The sequence below is a fragment of the Streptomyces sp. NPDC104814 genome (genome assembly GCF_055583185.1).
In genome coordinates this window covers 48629-64768 of sequence record NZ_JBVJOL010000014.1, presented here as the reverse complement: position 1 = coordinate 64768, position 16140 = coordinate 48629, and the positions used below count along the sequence as shown (strand labels likewise).

Here is a 16140-nt window from a genome sequence, read left to right as displayed (position 1 = left end):
ACCGGGCACGTCACGGCAACTCGCTGGCCAGGCGCTCCCACGCCTCGTACTCGCTGTAGCGGGGATGACCGGTGAGCAGCGGGGCGAGCGGCCGCACCGGGTTCAGCAGACGTCGGATCATGCGCAGCTCCAGAATGCGCTCGCGTTTCAGCTCGCGCCACCGCGGCGCGAGCGCGACGGCTTCTTGTCGGCTCACCGGCATGGCGTCCAGCGCCTGTTCGAGTACCGGCCGGGGATCGAGCAGTGGCACCCCAGCGCGCGGTCCCACCGCATCCACGAGCGAGGTGCGCAGCCAGAGGTCGCGCAGCAGCCAGTCGTTGTGCTGTTCCCCGGTCGCAGCCTGGGCCGCGGCGAGCAGCGACGCCCAGGCACGCGTGAGGCCGCCCCACTGATCACCGGAGATCCGGCTCGGGTCATGCTGTATTCGGGCGGCGAATTGCTGCGCCGCGGCCATCCATTCACTCACATCGCCCTCGGCGGTCCCGGGCGTGATCGCCGACCAGCGGCGGATGTGCTGCCCGAGATCGAGCCGGTCGAGGTCGTCGAAGGGACTGGTCACTAGAACATCACCCCGGCCGCTGCGAAGGCTTCCTTGCCGATCTGCTCGGCGCCGCCGCCGGGTGCCCAGAACGGGTCATCGGGGACGAAGTGGTGACCGCTGTGGCTGTCGATGCGCAGGCCGAAGTATTGACCGTTGCCGCCCGCGAGCTCTGCCTCACCGGCGGCCCTGACCGCCCCGCCTCCGCTGAGCACCGGGTGGGAGAGCTCCTTTCCGTTGACTGTTTTCGGCATGATGACCAGTTGTCCGTCCTCAAGCACCGCCCACTTGACGGGCTCGCCGTCGAAGTCGATGTACCGCTCCCAGTCCGCCGATCCCGGCTTGTTGGGCCGGATACCGAGCCGCTCCGCCAGGGAAAGTTCTTCCCCCAGGGCAGCGGCCAGCCGGTTGGGGAAAATGACTGGCTCGTATGAGACGGCGTATGCCTTGGCCTCTGACAGCCGGAAATGACGCTCCCTCAGGTACATTCCGTTCGCTGCTCTGGTCGGCTGTGGACGGTGATGGTGCTGGTCATGCTGACCGATGCACTGTTCTGGGACTCGCGGGTGTTCGACGGGATCGACGAGGTGGAGGTCGAGGCGGTTGGGGCCGCGTTCGGCACGGTCGAGGTGGTGGCGAGAGGTCATGCAGGCGGCGCCGCATGTCCGGACTGCGGCCGTCTTTCGGACTGAGTACACGACCGTTATCAGTGCAGGCTGAGGGATCTACCGCTTGGTGACCAGGGCTTTGTGATCCGGCTAACGGTCCGGCGCTTCATCTGCGGGTCGGCGGACTGCCCGCGCCGGACGTTCGCCGAGCCGTTCTCCCGCTGTCTGCCCCGCATGCACGGTTTACTACGCGGCTCAACCGCGCCCTGGAACGGGTGGGGCTCGCCTTGGCGGGGCGGGCTGGCGCTCGTCTGGCGGCCCAGCTGGGCTTCGGCGCGGGACGGATGACCTTGTTACGCAGGGTCATGGCACTGCCCGATCCGCGGTTCAGTACTCCGCGGGTGCTGGGCGTGGACGACTTCGCGATCCGCCGCGGTCAGACCTACGCCACCGTGCTGACCAGCGTCGAAGACCATCGCGTGGTCGACATACTCCCGATGCGTGAGGCCGGCCCGTTGGCCGCCTGGCTGAACGACCACCCTGGTGTGGAGATCATCTGACCGGGCCGGCGCCTACGCCGAGGGCGCCCGGCGCGGTGCCTCCGGAGCTCTGCAGGTCGCCGACCGGTTCCATCTGTGGCAGGGCCTCGGCCGGGCCGTGGAGACCTGCGTCGCCACCCACCGCGACTGCCTGCGTGGGCCCTTTCCCAGCGGCACGCTGCCTCAGGACACCCCATCGGCTTCCGATCGACCGCAGGACGACTCGGAGCCTGTCGGCCGACGGGCCGAGCGTAAGAAGGCCGCACACGCCTTGGTCCACGAGATGCTCGTCCAAGGCCACTCACGCCGGGCGATCGCCCGGCACCTGGGTTGGGGCCTCAACACCGTGCTCCGGTACGCGGCTGCCGCACGCTGGCAGGACACCATCCGCGGGAACGGCCCCGGCCCAGCAGGCTGGATCCCTACAAGCCCTACCTGGAGCGACGATTCGCCGAGGGATGCACCAGCGTCACCCAACTCCACGGCGAGCTGGTGGTCGAGCAAGCGCCCGTCACCTACGGCATGGTCCGCGCCCACGTCGCCACCTTGCGCGGGGCTCCGTCCGTCACGCCGCCGCGGCCGCCGACGGTGCGGCAGGTGACCGGCTGGATCACCCGGCACCCCTCGGCCCTGCCGAGGAAGACCGGGCCGGCCTGAAGGAGGTCCTGGCCCGCTTTCCCGAACTGGACATGGCGGCCGGGCACGTCCGCGACTTCGGCGAGATACTCAGCGATCGTCTCGGCTCCACGCTCCCCACCTGGATCGACGCAGTCGACGCCAGCCAGCTACCCGGGCTCAACGGCTTCGCACTCCACCTGCGCCGAGACCTCGACGCCGTGACCGCCCGGGCTCACTCTCGACTGGAGCTCCGGCAGCATCGAGGGCGCCGTCAACCGCATCAAGAAGATCAAGCGGCAGCTTTACGGGCGCGCCGGATTCGAACTCCTCCGCAGATGATTCTGCTGCAGTGACCCTCCGCGATCGAGACTTCAGATGTTGCGCCAGGAACGCCTTCTGACCCCACTTGTCAGGAGCGCGGCCAGACAGTGAGATGCGAGACCAAGGCCCAGGCCGCGACCCGCAGTTGCGCTTCCCATGCCGCCTCGTCGAGCCCCAGCGTGTACTCGAGGCAGCACGCGCATGGCGGGAGTAGCGCAACGAATGCTTGCTCCTCAGCGGTCTCGACCTCCATCTCCGACCACTCGTCCGATGCCAACTCGGCGAGATCCACCTCCCCGGCGGTGAATCGCGTGGCCAGCCTGCGCAGCGCGTATCGCCGGGCCAGGCGGCGATCGGGCAGCAGGATCCCCAATTCTTCGAGAGCCTGCTCGAATGCGTCGCGGATGTCCCAGGGGTCCGCATGACGCGGCAGGCCGGCGAGCTCACATAGGGCCGGCGTATCCATTCCCATCGCGACTGCCTGGGCAGCGGTCATCGGCAGGTCTTCCGGACACACCTGATCCGCCTGATACAGCCACATTGTCTCCACCAGGGGTGGATAGGCGCTGCGGACAGGGCTGTCAGGTTCGGATGTGTTGTCTATCGCTGCCATGGTTCATACGATGCCAGCACGGCTCGCGAGCGCACCCAGAGATTTGGACTGTCCCGGCAAACCGCCCTGTGGGCGACAGCGCCACACGCAGGACAGGAGACCGCGCTCTCACGGCGCCGCCGTCGCCGCCACGCCCGCGGCCATGCTCACTGCCGTCACCGCCCACGCCGCCCCGGGCCGCCGCCTTCACCGAGCCGGGGGGACCCTCACCACGCCCGGGCGCGACGCCGTGCCACTGTGGCCCGCGTCAGGCTGGTGCGGTGGCTCGCGGGTTACAGGTCAGGGAGCCGCGGTGGCTGAGGACTTGCTGAATCTGACAGGTGCTTTGGCGCAGCAGGGACGGGCTGTTTCAGCCAGGTCTGGCATAGAAGATGCGGCCGCGCTCGCGCTAGCACCGGGCTAAGTACCTGCGACAGTAGGCAAGTTGCCGCATGACGTTGAACGACCGTGGCGACACTATTCGGTCGTCTTCATACCTCGGTCTTGAGCGGCGGTGGCTTGGCCCTAAGGATCTTGAGCTTGTGTGCGAGCGCGACCACTAGCACACAGCCTGTGTAAGGGGTGGGGGAGTGCTGGCATCTGTGTCTGCGCGTGTGCGTTTTTTGATCGTTGCGTTGGTGTTGTCCGTCGTTGCAAGCGGCGGTTGGCTGTTCAGGGTGGATGCTGAGGCGTCCAGTGGCGGTGGCGCGAGCTACGCCTACCGTGGTCCGCAGCCTGCGGCGCATCAGCGTGCTGTGTCGCTCAAGGAGCGGCGCGCGCAGACGAAAGACCGGGCCAAGCCGGGCAAGCCGCGCGGCCTGCCCGTGACGAAGAGCAAGCTGGCCTCGGCGGCGCAGATCGCGCTACTGAAGCGGAACCAGCGTCAGCTGCGCTCCTCCGGACCCAAGTCGGCGCCGATACGTCCCGCCTCGGACGGGAACGCCCGCCAGGCATCCTTCGCCACTCGCGCGCAGGCGGCAGCCGCTGCTACGTATTCCAGCGGCGCGCTGTATCAGGTGTCGACGGATCCGTTCGGTAACGCGGCTGCCCAGCAGGGCGGTTGGCTCATGGCGCTGGGCAACCACATCGGTGCTGCCGTGCCGGGTGAGCCGCTGCAGGTGAAGGCGGCGATCTGGCAGTCCGGTGGTGCGGACACCGAGGTGCACCCGGTGAAGGTGCGCTGGAAGGTGGACTACTACGGCTGCCGGCTGAGCAACGACGACATCCAGTACTTCGACTTCGGGCAGACGGTTCAGGCGCCGACGCTGAACACCGACAAGGTCTTCCCTGAAGTGAGCGCGTCGTTCACGGTGCCGACGACGCAGTGCACGCAGCCGGTCCCGAGCTACACGATCTGGGCCTGCACCACCGTGACGGACGACCCGGCGGCCACGGAGTCGTGCGGCTCGTACAACATGTTCTACATCGTGCCGGCGCTGCCCGACGGTGCCGAGTGCAGCGCCGTCTGTGGTGACGCCAGCGGCGCGGCCGGTACGACGGTGATGCGCGCGGACCCGGTGAACACGGCCACCGGCGCCTTTACCGAGGTCTTTACCGACACGCAGGTCTCGGCCCCCGGCGTGCCGTTGACCGTCGGGCGTGTCTACTCCTCCGACAACACGGCTACAGGCGCGCTGGGTAAGGGCTGGCAGCTGCCGTGGGAAACGCACCTGCAGATCGCGGCCAATGGTGATGCCGTCCTGGTCGGCGAGGGCGGCAGCCGTCACGCGTACGTGAAGCAGTCCAGCGGTACGTTCACCACGCCGGGCCAGGCACGCTCCACGCTGGCCGTCGACGGCAGCGGCTACAAGCTGACCACGGCAGGCCACACGGCCTACTCCTTCAACGCGTCGGGTCAGCTGACTGCCGTCAAGGACCGCACCGGCCATGGGCTGGCGCTTGCCTACACCGCGGGCAAGCCGACCGCGATCACCGACGCGGCCGGCCACACGGCGAGTCTTGCCTACGCCGGTGACCGGCTGGACAAAGTAACCCTGGCCGACGGCCGGACCGTCGACTTCACCTACACCGGTGACCAGCTCACCGGCGTGACGGCCTTGGACGGCAAGACGGAGACCTATGGTTACGACGCTGCCGGCCGCCTGGACAAGGTGACCGATGCCCGCGGCAAGCAGGTCACGTTCAACGTCTACGACGCGCAGGGCCGGGTGACGTCGCAGACGGATGCCCTGAACAACAAGACGACGTTCGCCTACTCCAAGAACGGCTCCTTCGACCAGGTCGACGTCACGGCGCCGGACGGCGGCGTGTGGACGGACGTCTATTACAAGAACGTCCTGTTCACGCAGATCGATCCGCTGAACAACAAGAGCTACTACCGCTACGACAAGTTCTTCAACCGCACCAGCGTCATCGACGCCGAGATCCGCGAAACGAAGTACGACTACGACACCGTGGGCCGGCTCAAGAGCCGCTCGAATACCGCCTCCGACGAGGAGTGGACGTACGACGCGGCCGGGAACGTCGCCACCTACATCGATGGTGAATACAACAAGACGGTCTACGGCTACAACGCGGCCAACCAGCTGACCTCGGTCAAGGACCCGCTGGGCAAGACGACGACGTACGGCTACAACGCCACCACGAGCCTGCTGGAGACGGTCACCACCCCGCGCGGCAAGACCACCAGATACGGCTACGACGCGGACGGCAACCTCACCTCGATCACCACCCCGAAGGGCAGCAAGACCACCTTCACCTACGACGCCTCGGCGCGGGTGAAGACGGTCGTCGACCCGCGCGGCAACGTCACCGGCGCTGACCCGGCCACGTACACGACGTCGTACACCTACGACAACGCCGACCGCGTCAAGACAGCGACCGACGCACGCGGCAACACCACCACGTACGGCTACGACGAAGCCGGCAACCTGCTCACGATCACGGACGCCGCGCAGCGCACCACCTCCTACGCCTACGACAACGCCGGCCGCCTGACGACCATCACGGACCCGGCGCAGAAGCAGACCCTCCTGGGCTACGACCCAGTGGGCCGCTTGGCCAAAGAGACCAACCGCGTCGGCGCCACGGTCACCTACCAGTACGACAAGGCCGGCCGCCAGACCCAGATCATCAGCGCTCGCGGCAACGTCACCGGCGTCGATCCCAAGCCGTACACCTGGGCCATCGGCTACGACAAGGTCGGCAACCGCAAGACCGTCACCGACCCGCTCGGCAAGACCACAGCCCTCACCTGGGACGCCGACAACCGCCCGCTCTCGGTGACCGCCCCCCTCAATCACACCCGCAGCGTCACCTACGACGACAACGGCAGCGTCGTGAAGACCACCGACGGCCTCGGCCACGGCATGACGCTGACCTACGACGACGACAACCGGCTCCTGACGTCGAAGACCTGGGCCGGCTACACCACCTCCTACGAATACGACGACGACAGCCACCTTGCGGCCGAGGTATCCCCCGAAGCCGAGCGCACCACCTACACCTACGACGACGACGGCCACCTCGCCACCGTCGTCGACCCGCGGGGCAACGTCACCGGCGCCGACCCGGCCAAGTACACCTGGGCCTACGGCTACGACCAGGCCGGCAACCCGACCTCGGTCACCGACCCGCTCGGCAACAAGCGGACCGCCGGCTACGACCCCGCCGGCAACATCACCACGGTCACGGACGCACGCCAGAAGCTGACGGCCTACGAGTACGACGTACTCGACCGCATCAAAAAGATCACCGCGCCGGACACCGGAGCCACGTCCTTCACCTACAACACGGCCGGGTTCCTCGAGACCAGCACGGACGCCAACACCCACACCACCACCTACGGCCACAACGCCGAAGGCAAGCTGACCTCCGTCAAGAACCCGCTCGGCAAGACGGTCGCCTACGACTACGACCCGGACGGCAACCGCACCAAGTACACCAACGCCCGCGCGCAGACCATCGTCACGACGTATGACGGCCGTAACCTGCCGACGAAGATCACCTACTCGGACGGCACTCCGGCACAGACCTACGCCTATGACGACGCCAGCCGTATGCAGCAGGTCACCGACGCCACCGGCACCCGCACCCTGACCTACGACAACGACGACAAGATCCTCACCATCAGCTCGCCGGGCGCCACCAAGCCGTTCAGCTACACCTGGAACACCGACGACACCCTCAAGACACGCACCTACCCCGACGGGCGGGCCACCAGCTACACCTACGACAAGACCGGCCGGACCAAAACCCAGACGACCAACAGCAAGGCCCTCACCTACGGCTACGACAAGGCGGGCAACCTCACCAGCGTCACCCTGCCCACCACCACCGCCCGCGCCGAGACCCGCACCTACGACGCAGCCGGCCGCCTGGCGTCACTGACCACGCCCACCCTGAACAGCACGTTCGCCTACGACGCGAACGGCCGGCTGGTCACCGACAAGCCCGCCACCGGCTACCCCACCCGCTACGGCTATGACGACGCGGGCCGCATGACCCGGCAGTGCACCGACACCTCGGCCACCTCCTGCCTGACCGGAACCACCGGCAGCACTTACACCTACGACAAGGCCGGAAACCTCAAGACCGCGGCCGAAGCCGGCACCACCACGACCTACGCCTACGACGCAGGCGACCAGCTGACCTCCACCACCGCCGGCACGGCCGCCACCAGCTACACCTACGACGCCGACGGCAACCAGACCAAGGACGACGACGGCACCTACACCTACGACCCCGCAAACCGCCTGAAGTCGGCCACCATCGGCGCCAACACCTTCGCCTTCACCAACGACGCCGACGGCAACCGCACCACCGTCAAGAAGAACAACGCCCTGGCCGGCACCTCCCGCTGGGACCTCGTCGGCGACCTCCCCCAGATCGCCACCGACACCGACGCCTCCGGCGCCCTGGTCGCCGACTACCACTACGACCCCGACGGCACGGCCCGCTCCATGGACCGCACCGCCGGCACCTACTACTTCACCCAAGACCGACAGAACTCCACCAGCGCGGTCTACGACGCCGCCGGAACCGACAACTACCGCTACACCTACAGCCCCTGGGGCAATCAGAGCGGCAAGGCCACCATCACCGGCGGCCAGACCAGCCCCTTCGGCTACACCGGCCAGTACAAGGACGCCTACGTCCCCGACCGCCTCCAGCTCCGAGCCCGCTCCTACGACACCACCCAGCGCCGCTTCACCACCCAGGACCCCCTCCCGGCCGCGGCAGACAACCCCAACCAGTCCCCGTACAACTACGCCGACAACGACCCCGCCAACCTCGCCGACCCCACCGGCCAGTGCCCGATGTGCATCGGCGCCGGCATCGGAGCCCTCGTCAGCGGCGGCGCCTACCTCCTCCAGCACCACGACGACTTCAGCTGGGGCGACTTCGCCACCGCCACACTCGAAGGCGCAGCCATCGGCGCCATCGGAGGCTTCCTCGCCCCCGCTGGCACCAGCCTCGCCGCAACACTCGGCCTCTCAGGCGGCCGCGCACTCGCCGTCGCAGTGGTCACCGATGCCGGCATCGGTATGGCCTTCACCTGGGCCATCAACACCGCCCAATGCCAGCCCACCACCCCCACAGACCTCCTCGTCGGCGCCCTCACAGGCGGATTGGGTAACCTGGTCAAGCCCGTCTGGAAGGCTTTCCAAGGATTCCGGTTCGGTCTCAAGGGGAGCACAGCCGCTGGCGGACGTTCCGGATGGTGGATGACGTCGGCGGGGAAAACTCTCAATGGAGACGCCTACTACGCCCCACACACCCCAGGTCTGAAAAAGGCGGTCAATCCCGAAGGAGGCGAGAACAACTGCGGCTTGTGCGCGATCTCAGCTGATGCGGCACTGGCAGGGAGGCCGGCGCAGGCTGTTCCCGGGAACGACGCCATAGTCTTCACAAATCATCTGCGAGAATTCCTTAGCGCCGGGCCTTGGCGTCATCGACGGGGTATCACTGGAGTAGTCGGAGATCTCAAACGTTGGGGCTCTGGATCTCGAGCGATTGTATTCGGTAGGAGTAAGGGAGAGGGTATCGGCCACTACTTCAATGTCATCAATGACGGCGGCAAGATCGCGTTCATCGATGCGCAGCAAGGTTTCGCCTGGCACCTTGGTCGCTGGGATGAATGGCAGGTACTGCGAACGGACAATCTGTGAACACGAACCCTAAAATAAGCAAAGGCGAAGCGCTGGAGCTGGCCCGGCTTTACCTTGGAGAACGTGCTCTCTCCTGGGGTAAACCAGTGCGCATTATTGAGAAGTCCGTATACGTCACGGATTCGGAACTGATCGCCCCCTACAACAGTGTTGCCTTTTTGGAAGGCGACAGCACACAGGCACTTGGGGGCAACACGCCGGTCTGCGTGAATCTGGTAACGGGCGAGTGCCGTTTCCTGACACTGAGGGAGACCTTCGAGTATGCAGACCGCTGGCGCGACGGAGGGTAAGGCGTAACCGACCGGCCATCTGACTACCGGGGAGGTCACGGCAAGTGGTCGGCGAGGCGCTCCCAGGGCTCGCACTCGCTGTAGCGAGCGCGGCGGCCTCGTGCCGGCGCATCCGCATGGCGTACAGCGTCTGTTCGACGCTACAAGTGGCGCTGCCAATGGAAGTACGGGATGCGGTTTCCGGCTGTTCACCTCCAACACCGGCCGCAGTGACACGAACATTGATGACTCTTCCGTCAGTGTCAGTGGGCTCTGCCAGGGTGTGCGTGGTGAATGAACTGGTGGAGCGTGTCGAGAACCAAGATCGTCTACTGGGGATGGTGGTCAGCCGCCGGCAGGCCACCCGGGAGGGTTGGCTGCACCGAGTCGCCGTGACGGTGTGTCGTGATGAGCGTGGACGGATCCTCGCCCACCGATGGTCGGAGCAGGTATCGGGCTTCCCGGGGCTCTATGAGGTCGAGGTCGGTGGTGCGGACAAATGCCGGCGAGTCCTACGAACAGGCCGCCGCGAGGGAGCTGGCCGAAGAGCTGGGCATTCGTGCGCTGCCGCGCCTGCTGTTCACGTTCATCAACCGCAGCGGCCTGAGGCGTCACTGGCTCGGCGTGCACGAAGCCGTGGTGCCGGACGCCGTGGTCCCCGATCCCGATGAGGTCGCCTGGCATCGAGATGGGCAAGGGTCGAGATCAACAACCGGAGCTCAGTGCCGCTGAGGTCTGCCGACGTTGCCGTCGGAGAAGATGCCAGCCTATGACCACTCTGAGCGAACCATCACCGCTGCTAACCTCCTTCGGTGCCCTCGGAGATACCGCGCCTGGTCGACGAACTCGTCACGCAAATGAAGTCGGGCTCCGCACCCGCTTACCGAGCCGCGATGAAGCGGCTTGCGGATACCGCTCGGGCGGAAGGCCCTGACGGCCTGACGGCCGCCGTGGAAGCCCTCGCGCCCTTGCTGCCGGGTCTTAGTGGGGTCGATGCGGCGACCAGCGGCAACCCCTACCTCGGCCCCGGCGCCCCAGCTATCCGCTGCTTCCGTCTCTTCGACGGCCAGGGAACCTACATCAGCCCGGAAGGCGTGCCCGTCGATATAGACCTCCTCCAAGGCACCCGCGTCCTCGTCCTGCAGCCGCCGAACGGCAACTACGCCATGGGCGTGGGTCGAGTGTTAGAGCACATGACGCCGATCCTCCGTCTCGACCGGATCCTGGAATCGACCGAAACGCAGCACTGGCTCGCTCCGCGGGCTCCCGCCGTTGAAACGGACATGATGGCTGACTAAGGGTTGTCCCGCAAATGATCTCCGGGTCGCTCGGACATGCTCGGCCGTTGTGTGACCCGCGGTTCTACCCGGCGAGGCTGAGGTTGTGCATGGGGGCGATGCCGAGCATGGCGTGGTGGACGCCGTCGCCTTTGAGGCGGCAGTCGCGGAGGATCTTCCTGGTCTTCATGCGGGCGAAGACGTGCTTGACCCGGGCCCGGACCTGTTTGTGGGACTTGTTGTGTTCCTCCTTCCAGGCCGGGGGTTCGGCCTGGCCCCGCTGCCGGCGGTGCGGGATGACGAGTCCGGTGCCCGGGTAGCCGCCGTCGGTGAGCGTGGTCGTCTTGCCGACTGCGGTCTTGGCGCCGGACTCCTCCCACGCCATGCAGTCGTTGCGGTTCCCGGCGAGCGGCCGGCCGACCACGACGACCAGGCGGGTGTCGGCGTTGATAACGACCTGGTGGTTGGTGGAGTACCGATAGTTCTTCGACCGCTCGGCGATGGCGTGGTCCCGAGTGGGGACCAGGGTGCCGTCCACGATGAGCACGGTGCCCTTGGCGAACCGCTTGCGGGGTTGGAGAGCGAACATCGGCCCCAGGTGGTCGATGATGCGGTCCGCCGCGGACTTCGAGGCCCCGAAGAGCGGGGCGAGTTGCCTCATGGTCAGGTTCGTGCGCCAGTAGGCCGCGACCAACAGGGCACGGTCCTCCAGCGGCAGGCTCCACGGCCGGCCCTTGCGAACGGCATCCGCACCCTTGCGCCGCAGAAGCGTCACCAGCTTCCCGAACTGCCTCGGGCTCAACCCCGTGAACGGGGCAATCCATGATGGTTCCGACGCCGTGATCACACCAGCCACACGGAGATCATTCCAGGCCGGTTAGTGTGCCTTCGTCGAGCCCACGGACTGGAGACGGATGATGGAGCAGGACGAAGCCTTGCAGCTCGCGGTGGCGTTTCTCGCACGCAGCCAGCGCGATGACGAGCCGCCTCTCGCCATCGACACTCAGCGAGTCCGCGAGAGCAATGGGCTCCTGATCGTGCCCTACAACTCCGTGCAGTACCTCGCCTCGCGTGATGCGAGAGAGCAGCTGTTGGACTGCTGGCCCATCCTCGTCGACCTTGCACATGGAGACGTGCGGTTCGGGACCCTGGACGAGCGGCACCTGTGGAGGAACCCCAGCACCTGACGAGGCTGCGGCTGTCCCACAACCCCAGTTACGGGACAACTCTTAGGGCGCGACGAATGAGCTTTGTCGCGATGCGCCACGGCGGACGGGGGCTTACAGGCTGGCGCGAGTGGCTCGTCGCCCGCCGTGGCCACGGCTGCAACCATGCCAGGCCTGGGCAGGTCTTGGCAGTTGAGTGTTGCGTCGGCAGGATCTGTTCAGTGTCTGCTGATCTTGTCCCTGATGACCTGTGGGAACGTGTGGCTCCGCTGCTGCCTGTTCGTCCGGCGAGGCGGTACCGGTATCCCGGGCGGTTGCCGGCGGATGACCGGGCTGCGTTGCGGGGCATCGTTTACGTGCTGTGCAAGAGCGTGAGCTGGCGGGGTGTTCCGGCTGATCAGGTGTACTGCAGTGGTGTGACGGCCTGGCGGCGCCTGCGAGACTGGACCGAAGCGGGTGGCTGGCCGCAGCTGCACGAGGTGTTGCGGGCGGCTGGCTTGCAGCCACCCAAACGACGGCCACCGGCTCCGGCACCGTCGGGGCCACCGTGGGTGGCACAACACCCAGCGCCTGCACCAACGCTCCGGGGACCAGCGCTCTGGGCGGTCCGGCCCCGTACTGGAAGTCCTACACCACCGACGCGATCGGCAACCGCACCCAAGACGTCGCCCACGACACCAGCCTGGATGCCTCCGAAAACGGCAAGCGAACCTTCACCTACGGCGACAACGCCGGCCCGCACGCCGTCACCAAGGTCGTGGAGACCACACCGACCGGCGACCGCCAGTCCCTCTACACCTACGACAAGGCCGGCAACACCGACTCCCGCACCGTCAGCGGCGACACCCAGACACTCGACTGGGACGCCGAGGGAAAGCTGGCCAAGACGACCGAAGCCGACGGCAAGGAGACGACGTACCTCTACGACGCCTCAGGCGAACGCGTCGTACGCCGTGACGCCACCGCGACCACCGTCTACCTGCCCGGCATGGAACTCAAGCTCCCCAAGGGGGGCACTGAAGTCCAGGCAACCCGCTACTACACCTTCGCCGACCAGAGCATCGCCGTCCGTGAGACCAACGGCACCCTGTCCTGGCTCGGCTCCGACCATCAGGGCACTAGCAGCCTCGCCATCAATGCCACGACCGGTACCGTTTCCCAACGCCGCTTCGACCCCTACGGCAACGAGCGCGGCAAGGCCAGCGGCACCTGGCCCGGCGAGAAGGGCTTCGTCGGCGGCACGCTCGACGCACAGGCCGGGCTCACCCACATCGGGGCACGCGAATACGACCCGCAACTCGGGAAATTCATCTCCGTCGACCCCCTCATCGACTACACCCGACCACACCAGATCAACGGCTACGCCTACGCAAGCAACAGCCCCGTCACACTGTCGGACCCGACGGGTCTCATGGACCCCGAATGCATGAAGTACCCGACAGTTTGCTTCCCTCAGCAACCTCCTCCGACTCCGGACCCATCCACTGGTGCACAGGGCGACGCAAATCAGGCGGCCATAGAGGTCGCGGGAGCCCAGCAAAACCTGAACGGCACCAATCAGCGCCTCAAGAACACCGCCAAAGCCCTCTCCAAGATCGCCCTGCAGGTTACAGGCGTTGACGCTGCTCTCGACTGCTTCTCCAGCGGAGACCTGGGCTCCTGCGGCGAAACCGCACTCAACATCGCCGGAAGCTTCGCAGGAGGACTCGCCGGAAAGATCCTCGCCAAGTACGGACGTAGTTTCAGTGGAATCAAAAAGGGCGCGGCACTCTTCAAGCGAGTCCTGCAACTCGGTAAGGAACTCCTTGAGGGAACCCTAGACTGGTTCAAAAATAGTAAAGCGCTAAGCAAGGCCAAGGATAAACTGGCTGCAGCAGAAGCCAAGGTGAATGCGCTCGCCGGCAAGGGGAAAGCATGTAATCCCACGCACAGTTTCCTGCCTGGGACGAAAGTCCTGCTAGTCGACGGGTCCACGAAAAGCATCGAGGATGTCAACCTCGGTGACATGGTCGTCGTCACCGACCCTGAAACAGGCAAGACCACCGCCCGCGAGGTGGCTGGCACTATCGTCACTGAAGACGACAAGCACTTCGTCGTCTTGACCATTACCACCAAGGCCGGCCGACCTGCGGCACTCATCAGCACGACGACCCACCCATTCTGGGTGTCGTCCGAGAAGCGCTGGGTTAAGGCCGGCGACCTCAAGCCCGGTGCGACCCTGCGAACGCCGTCCGGCGACGTCCTCACCCTCACGGCGACCCGCCACTTCGACAAGCGCCAGCGCACCCATGACCTCACCGTCACCGGCATCCACACGTACTATGTACTGGCAGGCGCCACGCCGGTCTTGGTTCACAACAGCAGCGGCTGCATCCTGCCAACGCCAAGCGTTTCTGATTCCAAGCTTCAGAACTTGGTTAACGACCTTTATAAGGGGACGACCAATCCGGCCAGAACTGGAGACGGTACGACGATGTCGGCGATTCGCGATGAGCTCAGCTCAGGTCAACTCGTGCACGGCCGTAACCACGTAGCCAAGGGGAATCAGTACGCTAAGGCGCTAAATAAGTGGATAGGAAGGAATTATAGAAACGGAGACCCGCGCGACTTGATCGTGGCGAGAAGCCTACTTGCTGACCTCAAGTCGGCCCTCGCAGGGAATTGATGGAAATGAACGAAGAGCAGTTCTTTCATGGCCTCCTCCTGAACTTTCCGCAGCTTGAGGGCTTGTATGCCGAGCACGTGGAGTTCTATGAAGAGTTCCTCTCCCACGTTTTCCTCGCAGACGTCGTCCGATGGACGGTAAGTTTGTTCAGCGAGGCTGGCCGGGATTTGACTGAGGAGGCCATCGGGCTTCGGTTGATCAACTTCATCGAGGGTGCGTACGCGCACGGTGATTGCACAGTCAGGGAATTGATCAGAGTTTCGTTCGTCGAAAACCTGCCATACTCTGGTCAAGGGGGTTTCTGTATTCATGAACACCTGACGGGGAATCTCCGCAAGATATTTGGGGAGCGCTAACCTCTGCGAATGCTGCGTCGCTAGACGTGGTTAAGCAGAGCGATTTCATCCGATGGCCTCAGCAAAGATGAAGCCCCGCCAGGTGCGTCCTGGCGGGGCTTCTGCGTGGGCGGACGGCAGTAGTTGACGGCAACGTCAGCGGACGAGGGCGGCGCAGGGTGGCCGCTCGTCGCCGTCGGAGGTGACCGTCTTGGGGATCTCCCGGCCGCCGAGCGCGGTGCTGAACGTGTCGATGGCGTCGCGCTGGAGGCGGAGGCTGACGTGAGCGTGGATGGGGGCGGTGACGCCGATGTGGGCGTGGGCGAGGAGTTCCTTGATCACGACGAGCTAGACGCCCTGTTCCAGGAGCAGGGTCCGCGGTGGAGTGCCGGAGGTCGTGGCAGCGGATGCGGCGGAGGTCGGCCGTAAGGAGGAGCGTGGTGAAGGCGCGGGTGATTGATCGAGGTCGATCGCTCTTCCCTGCGGGCGGTGAGTACGTAGCCGTTGTGCTGCCACTTGGCGCCTGCCGTGTCACGGTCGCGCTGCTGCTCTTCGCGGTGGCGTTTCAGCGACTGAAGCAGCGGGCGGGAACGGGCACGCTCCGGCCCAGGGGCCACGCCGTTGAGGGGCCACACCAGGACCTCCGCGAGTTCGCGTTGCATCACCATCGCGCCGAGCGGGGACTCCACGACGGGCGTGTCCTCGTCAAAGGCGGAGGCAAGGAGGACGTCGGCCTCCAGGGCACGCTCAAGAGCCTGGAGGAGGGCGGGGGCGGCGCCCATCTGCATGAGCTGGTGCCGTAAGCCGAGCATCTGCGCGACAGGTACCGCGGTGAGCGGCCGGTGGCCGGTCTCCCACCCCGCGACCGTGTCCAGGGACACCCGCAGGAGCCCGGCGGCCTCCTCCTGTGTGTAGCCCTGCTGCTCGCGGATGACGTACCCGCTGATGAGGCCCGAGCGGGCCTTCAACCGCTTACCCGTACCGGTGGTCAGGGTTCGGCGTGCGCTCGCAACCATGAGAGGTCCAATCCCGGTGGATACCCGTACTCCCGGTCACTTCAGGGTCACTTTCCGTCTCACTA

15 protein-coding genes and 2 pseudogenes are annotated in these 16140 nt (G+C 66.0%); 11 read left to right on the top strand and 6 right to left on the bottom strand.

Features of this window, described 5'->3' with window-relative positions; translation table 11 throughout:
• Positions 1 to 10: 10 nt before the first annotated feature.
• Both ACZ64A_RS33510 and ACZ64A_RS33505 read right to left on the bottom strand, forming a co-directional pair.
• Positions 11 to 559: a hypothetical protein gene (locus ACZ64A_RS33510; RefSeq protein ID WP_469815704.1), complete on the bottom strand. Its 549-nt coding sequence runs from the start codon at positions 557 to 559 to the stop codon at positions 11 to 13.
• A complete protein-coding gene (locus ACZ64A_RS33505) occupies positions 559 to 1026 on the bottom strand; it encodes a hypothetical protein (protein WP_469815703.1) in 468 nt (155 codons plus the stop codon). Before ACZ64A_RS33505 ends, ACZ64A_RS33510 begins: the two co-directional genes overlap by 1 nt.
• 30 nt (positions 1027 to 1056) lie before the next feature.
• Between ACZ64A_RS33505 and ACZ64A_RS33500 the strand changes: the two genes are divergently transcribed.
• The 3 genes from ACZ64A_RS33500 to ACZ64A_RS33490 all read left to right on the top strand — a co-directional run bounded on the left by ACZ64A_RS33500 (position 1057) and on the right by ACZ64A_RS33490 (position 2342).
• Complete coding sequence (locus ACZ64A_RS33500; RefSeq protein ID WP_469815702.1) at positions 1057 to 1230, top strand: hypothetical protein; 174 nt, start codon at positions 1057 to 1059, stop codon at positions 1228 to 1230.
• 281 nt (positions 1231 to 1511) lie between these two features.
• Positions 1512 to 1706, top strand: a complete 195-nt coding sequence (locus tag ACZ64A_RS33495) for a transposase (RefSeq protein WP_469815701.1) — start codon at positions 1512 to 1514, stop codon at positions 1704 to 1706.
• A gap of 471 nt (positions 1707 to 2177) precedes the next feature.
• Positions 2178 to 2342, top strand: coding sequence for a hypothetical protein (locus ACZ64A_RS33490; protein WP_469815700.1), 165 nt, complete (start codon positions 2178 to 2180; stop codon positions 2340 to 2342).
• A gap of 370 nt (positions 2343 to 2712) precedes the next feature.
• Here ACZ64A_RS33490 and ACZ64A_RS33485 read toward each other — a convergent pair whose 3' ends face one another.
• Positions 2713 to 3237 (bottom strand): hypothetical protein, encoded by a 525-nt coding sequence (locus tag ACZ64A_RS33485; RefSeq protein WP_469815699.1) that lies wholly within the window; start codon positions 3235 to 3237, stop codon positions 2713 to 2715.
• 734 nt (positions 3238 to 3971) lie between these two features.
• Between ACZ64A_RS33485 and ACZ64A_RS33480 the strand changes: the two genes are divergently transcribed.
• The 4 genes and pseudogenes from ACZ64A_RS33480 (at position 3972) to ACZ64A_RS33465 (ending at position 10914) form a co-directional block, all read left to right on the top strand.
• A complete protein-coding gene (locus tag ACZ64A_RS33480; RefSeq protein ID WP_469815698.1) occupies positions 3972 to 9347 on the top strand; it encodes a DUF6531 domain-containing protein in 5376 nt (1791 codons plus the stop codon).
• Positions 9344 to 9637 (top strand): hypothetical protein, encoded by a 294-nt coding sequence (locus ACZ64A_RS33475; protein WP_469815697.1) that lies wholly within the window; start codon positions 9344 to 9346, stop codon positions 9635 to 9637. The genes ACZ64A_RS33480 and ACZ64A_RS33475 overlap by 4 nt, the downstream gene beginning before the upstream one ends.
• Positions 9638 to 9861: 224 nt before the next feature.
• Positions 9862 to 10300, top strand: a pseudogene (locus ACZ64A_RS33470) (NUDIX domain-containing protein); the annotation flags it as partial.
• A 128-nt stretch (positions 10301 to 10428) separates the two neighbouring features.
• Positions 10429 to 10914 (top strand): hypothetical protein, encoded by a 486-nt coding sequence (locus ACZ64A_RS33465; RefSeq protein ID WP_469815696.1) that lies wholly within the window; start codon positions 10429 to 10431, stop codon positions 10912 to 10914.
• A 64-nt stretch (positions 10915 to 10978) separates the two neighbouring features.
• On the opposite strand, the gene ACZ64A_RS33460 is transcribed toward ACZ64A_RS33465, so the two are convergent.
• The gene (locus ACZ64A_RS33460) at positions 10979 to 11749 is read right to left on the bottom strand and encodes a transposase (protein WP_469815695.1); all 771 of its coding nucleotides are present in this window, start codon (positions 11747 to 11749) and stop codon (positions 10979 to 10981) included.
• 58 nt (positions 11750 to 11807) lie between these two features.
• On the opposite strand from ACZ64A_RS33460, the gene ACZ64A_RS33455 reads away from it, so the two are divergent.
• From ACZ64A_RS33455 to ACZ64A_RS33440, 4 genes and pseudogenes are all read left to right on the top strand, one after another.
• Complete coding sequence (locus ACZ64A_RS33455; protein WP_405444469.1) at positions 11808 to 12080, top strand: YrhB domain-containing protein; 273 nt, start codon at positions 11808 to 11810, stop codon at positions 12078 to 12080.
• 200 nt (positions 12081 to 12280) lie between these two features.
• Positions 12281 to 12556, top strand: a pseudogene (locus tag ACZ64A_RS33450) (transposase); the annotation flags it as partial.
• A gap of 50 nt (positions 12557 to 12606) precedes the next feature.
• Complete coding sequence (locus tag ACZ64A_RS33445) at positions 12607 to 14724, top strand: polymorphic toxin-type HINT domain-containing protein (RefSeq protein ID WP_469815694.1); 2118 nt, start codon at positions 12607 to 12609, stop codon at positions 14722 to 14724.
• A 5-nt stretch (positions 14725 to 14729) separates the two neighbouring features.
• Positions 14730 to 15080: a DUF7674 family protein gene (locus ACZ64A_RS33440; protein ID WP_469815693.1), complete on the top strand. Its 351-nt coding sequence runs from the start codon at positions 14730 to 14732 to the stop codon at positions 15078 to 15080.
• Positions 15081 to 15215: 135 nt separating this feature from the next.
• On the opposite strand, the gene ACZ64A_RS33435 is transcribed toward ACZ64A_RS33440, so the two are convergent.
• On the bottom strand, positions 15216 to 15401 hold the full coding sequence (locus ACZ64A_RS33435; protein ID WP_469815692.1) for a hypothetical protein: 186 nt from the start codon (positions 15399 to 15401) through the stop codon (positions 15216 to 15218).
• The gene (locus ACZ64A_RS33430) at positions 15398 to 16075 is read right to left on the bottom strand and encodes a helix-turn-helix domain-containing protein (RefSeq protein WP_469815691.1); all 678 of its coding nucleotides are present in this window, start codon (positions 16073 to 16075) and stop codon (positions 15398 to 15400) included. The genes ACZ64A_RS33435 and ACZ64A_RS33430 overlap by 4 nt, the downstream gene beginning before the upstream one ends.
• Between the last annotated feature and the right edge of the window lie 65 nt (positions 16076 to 16140).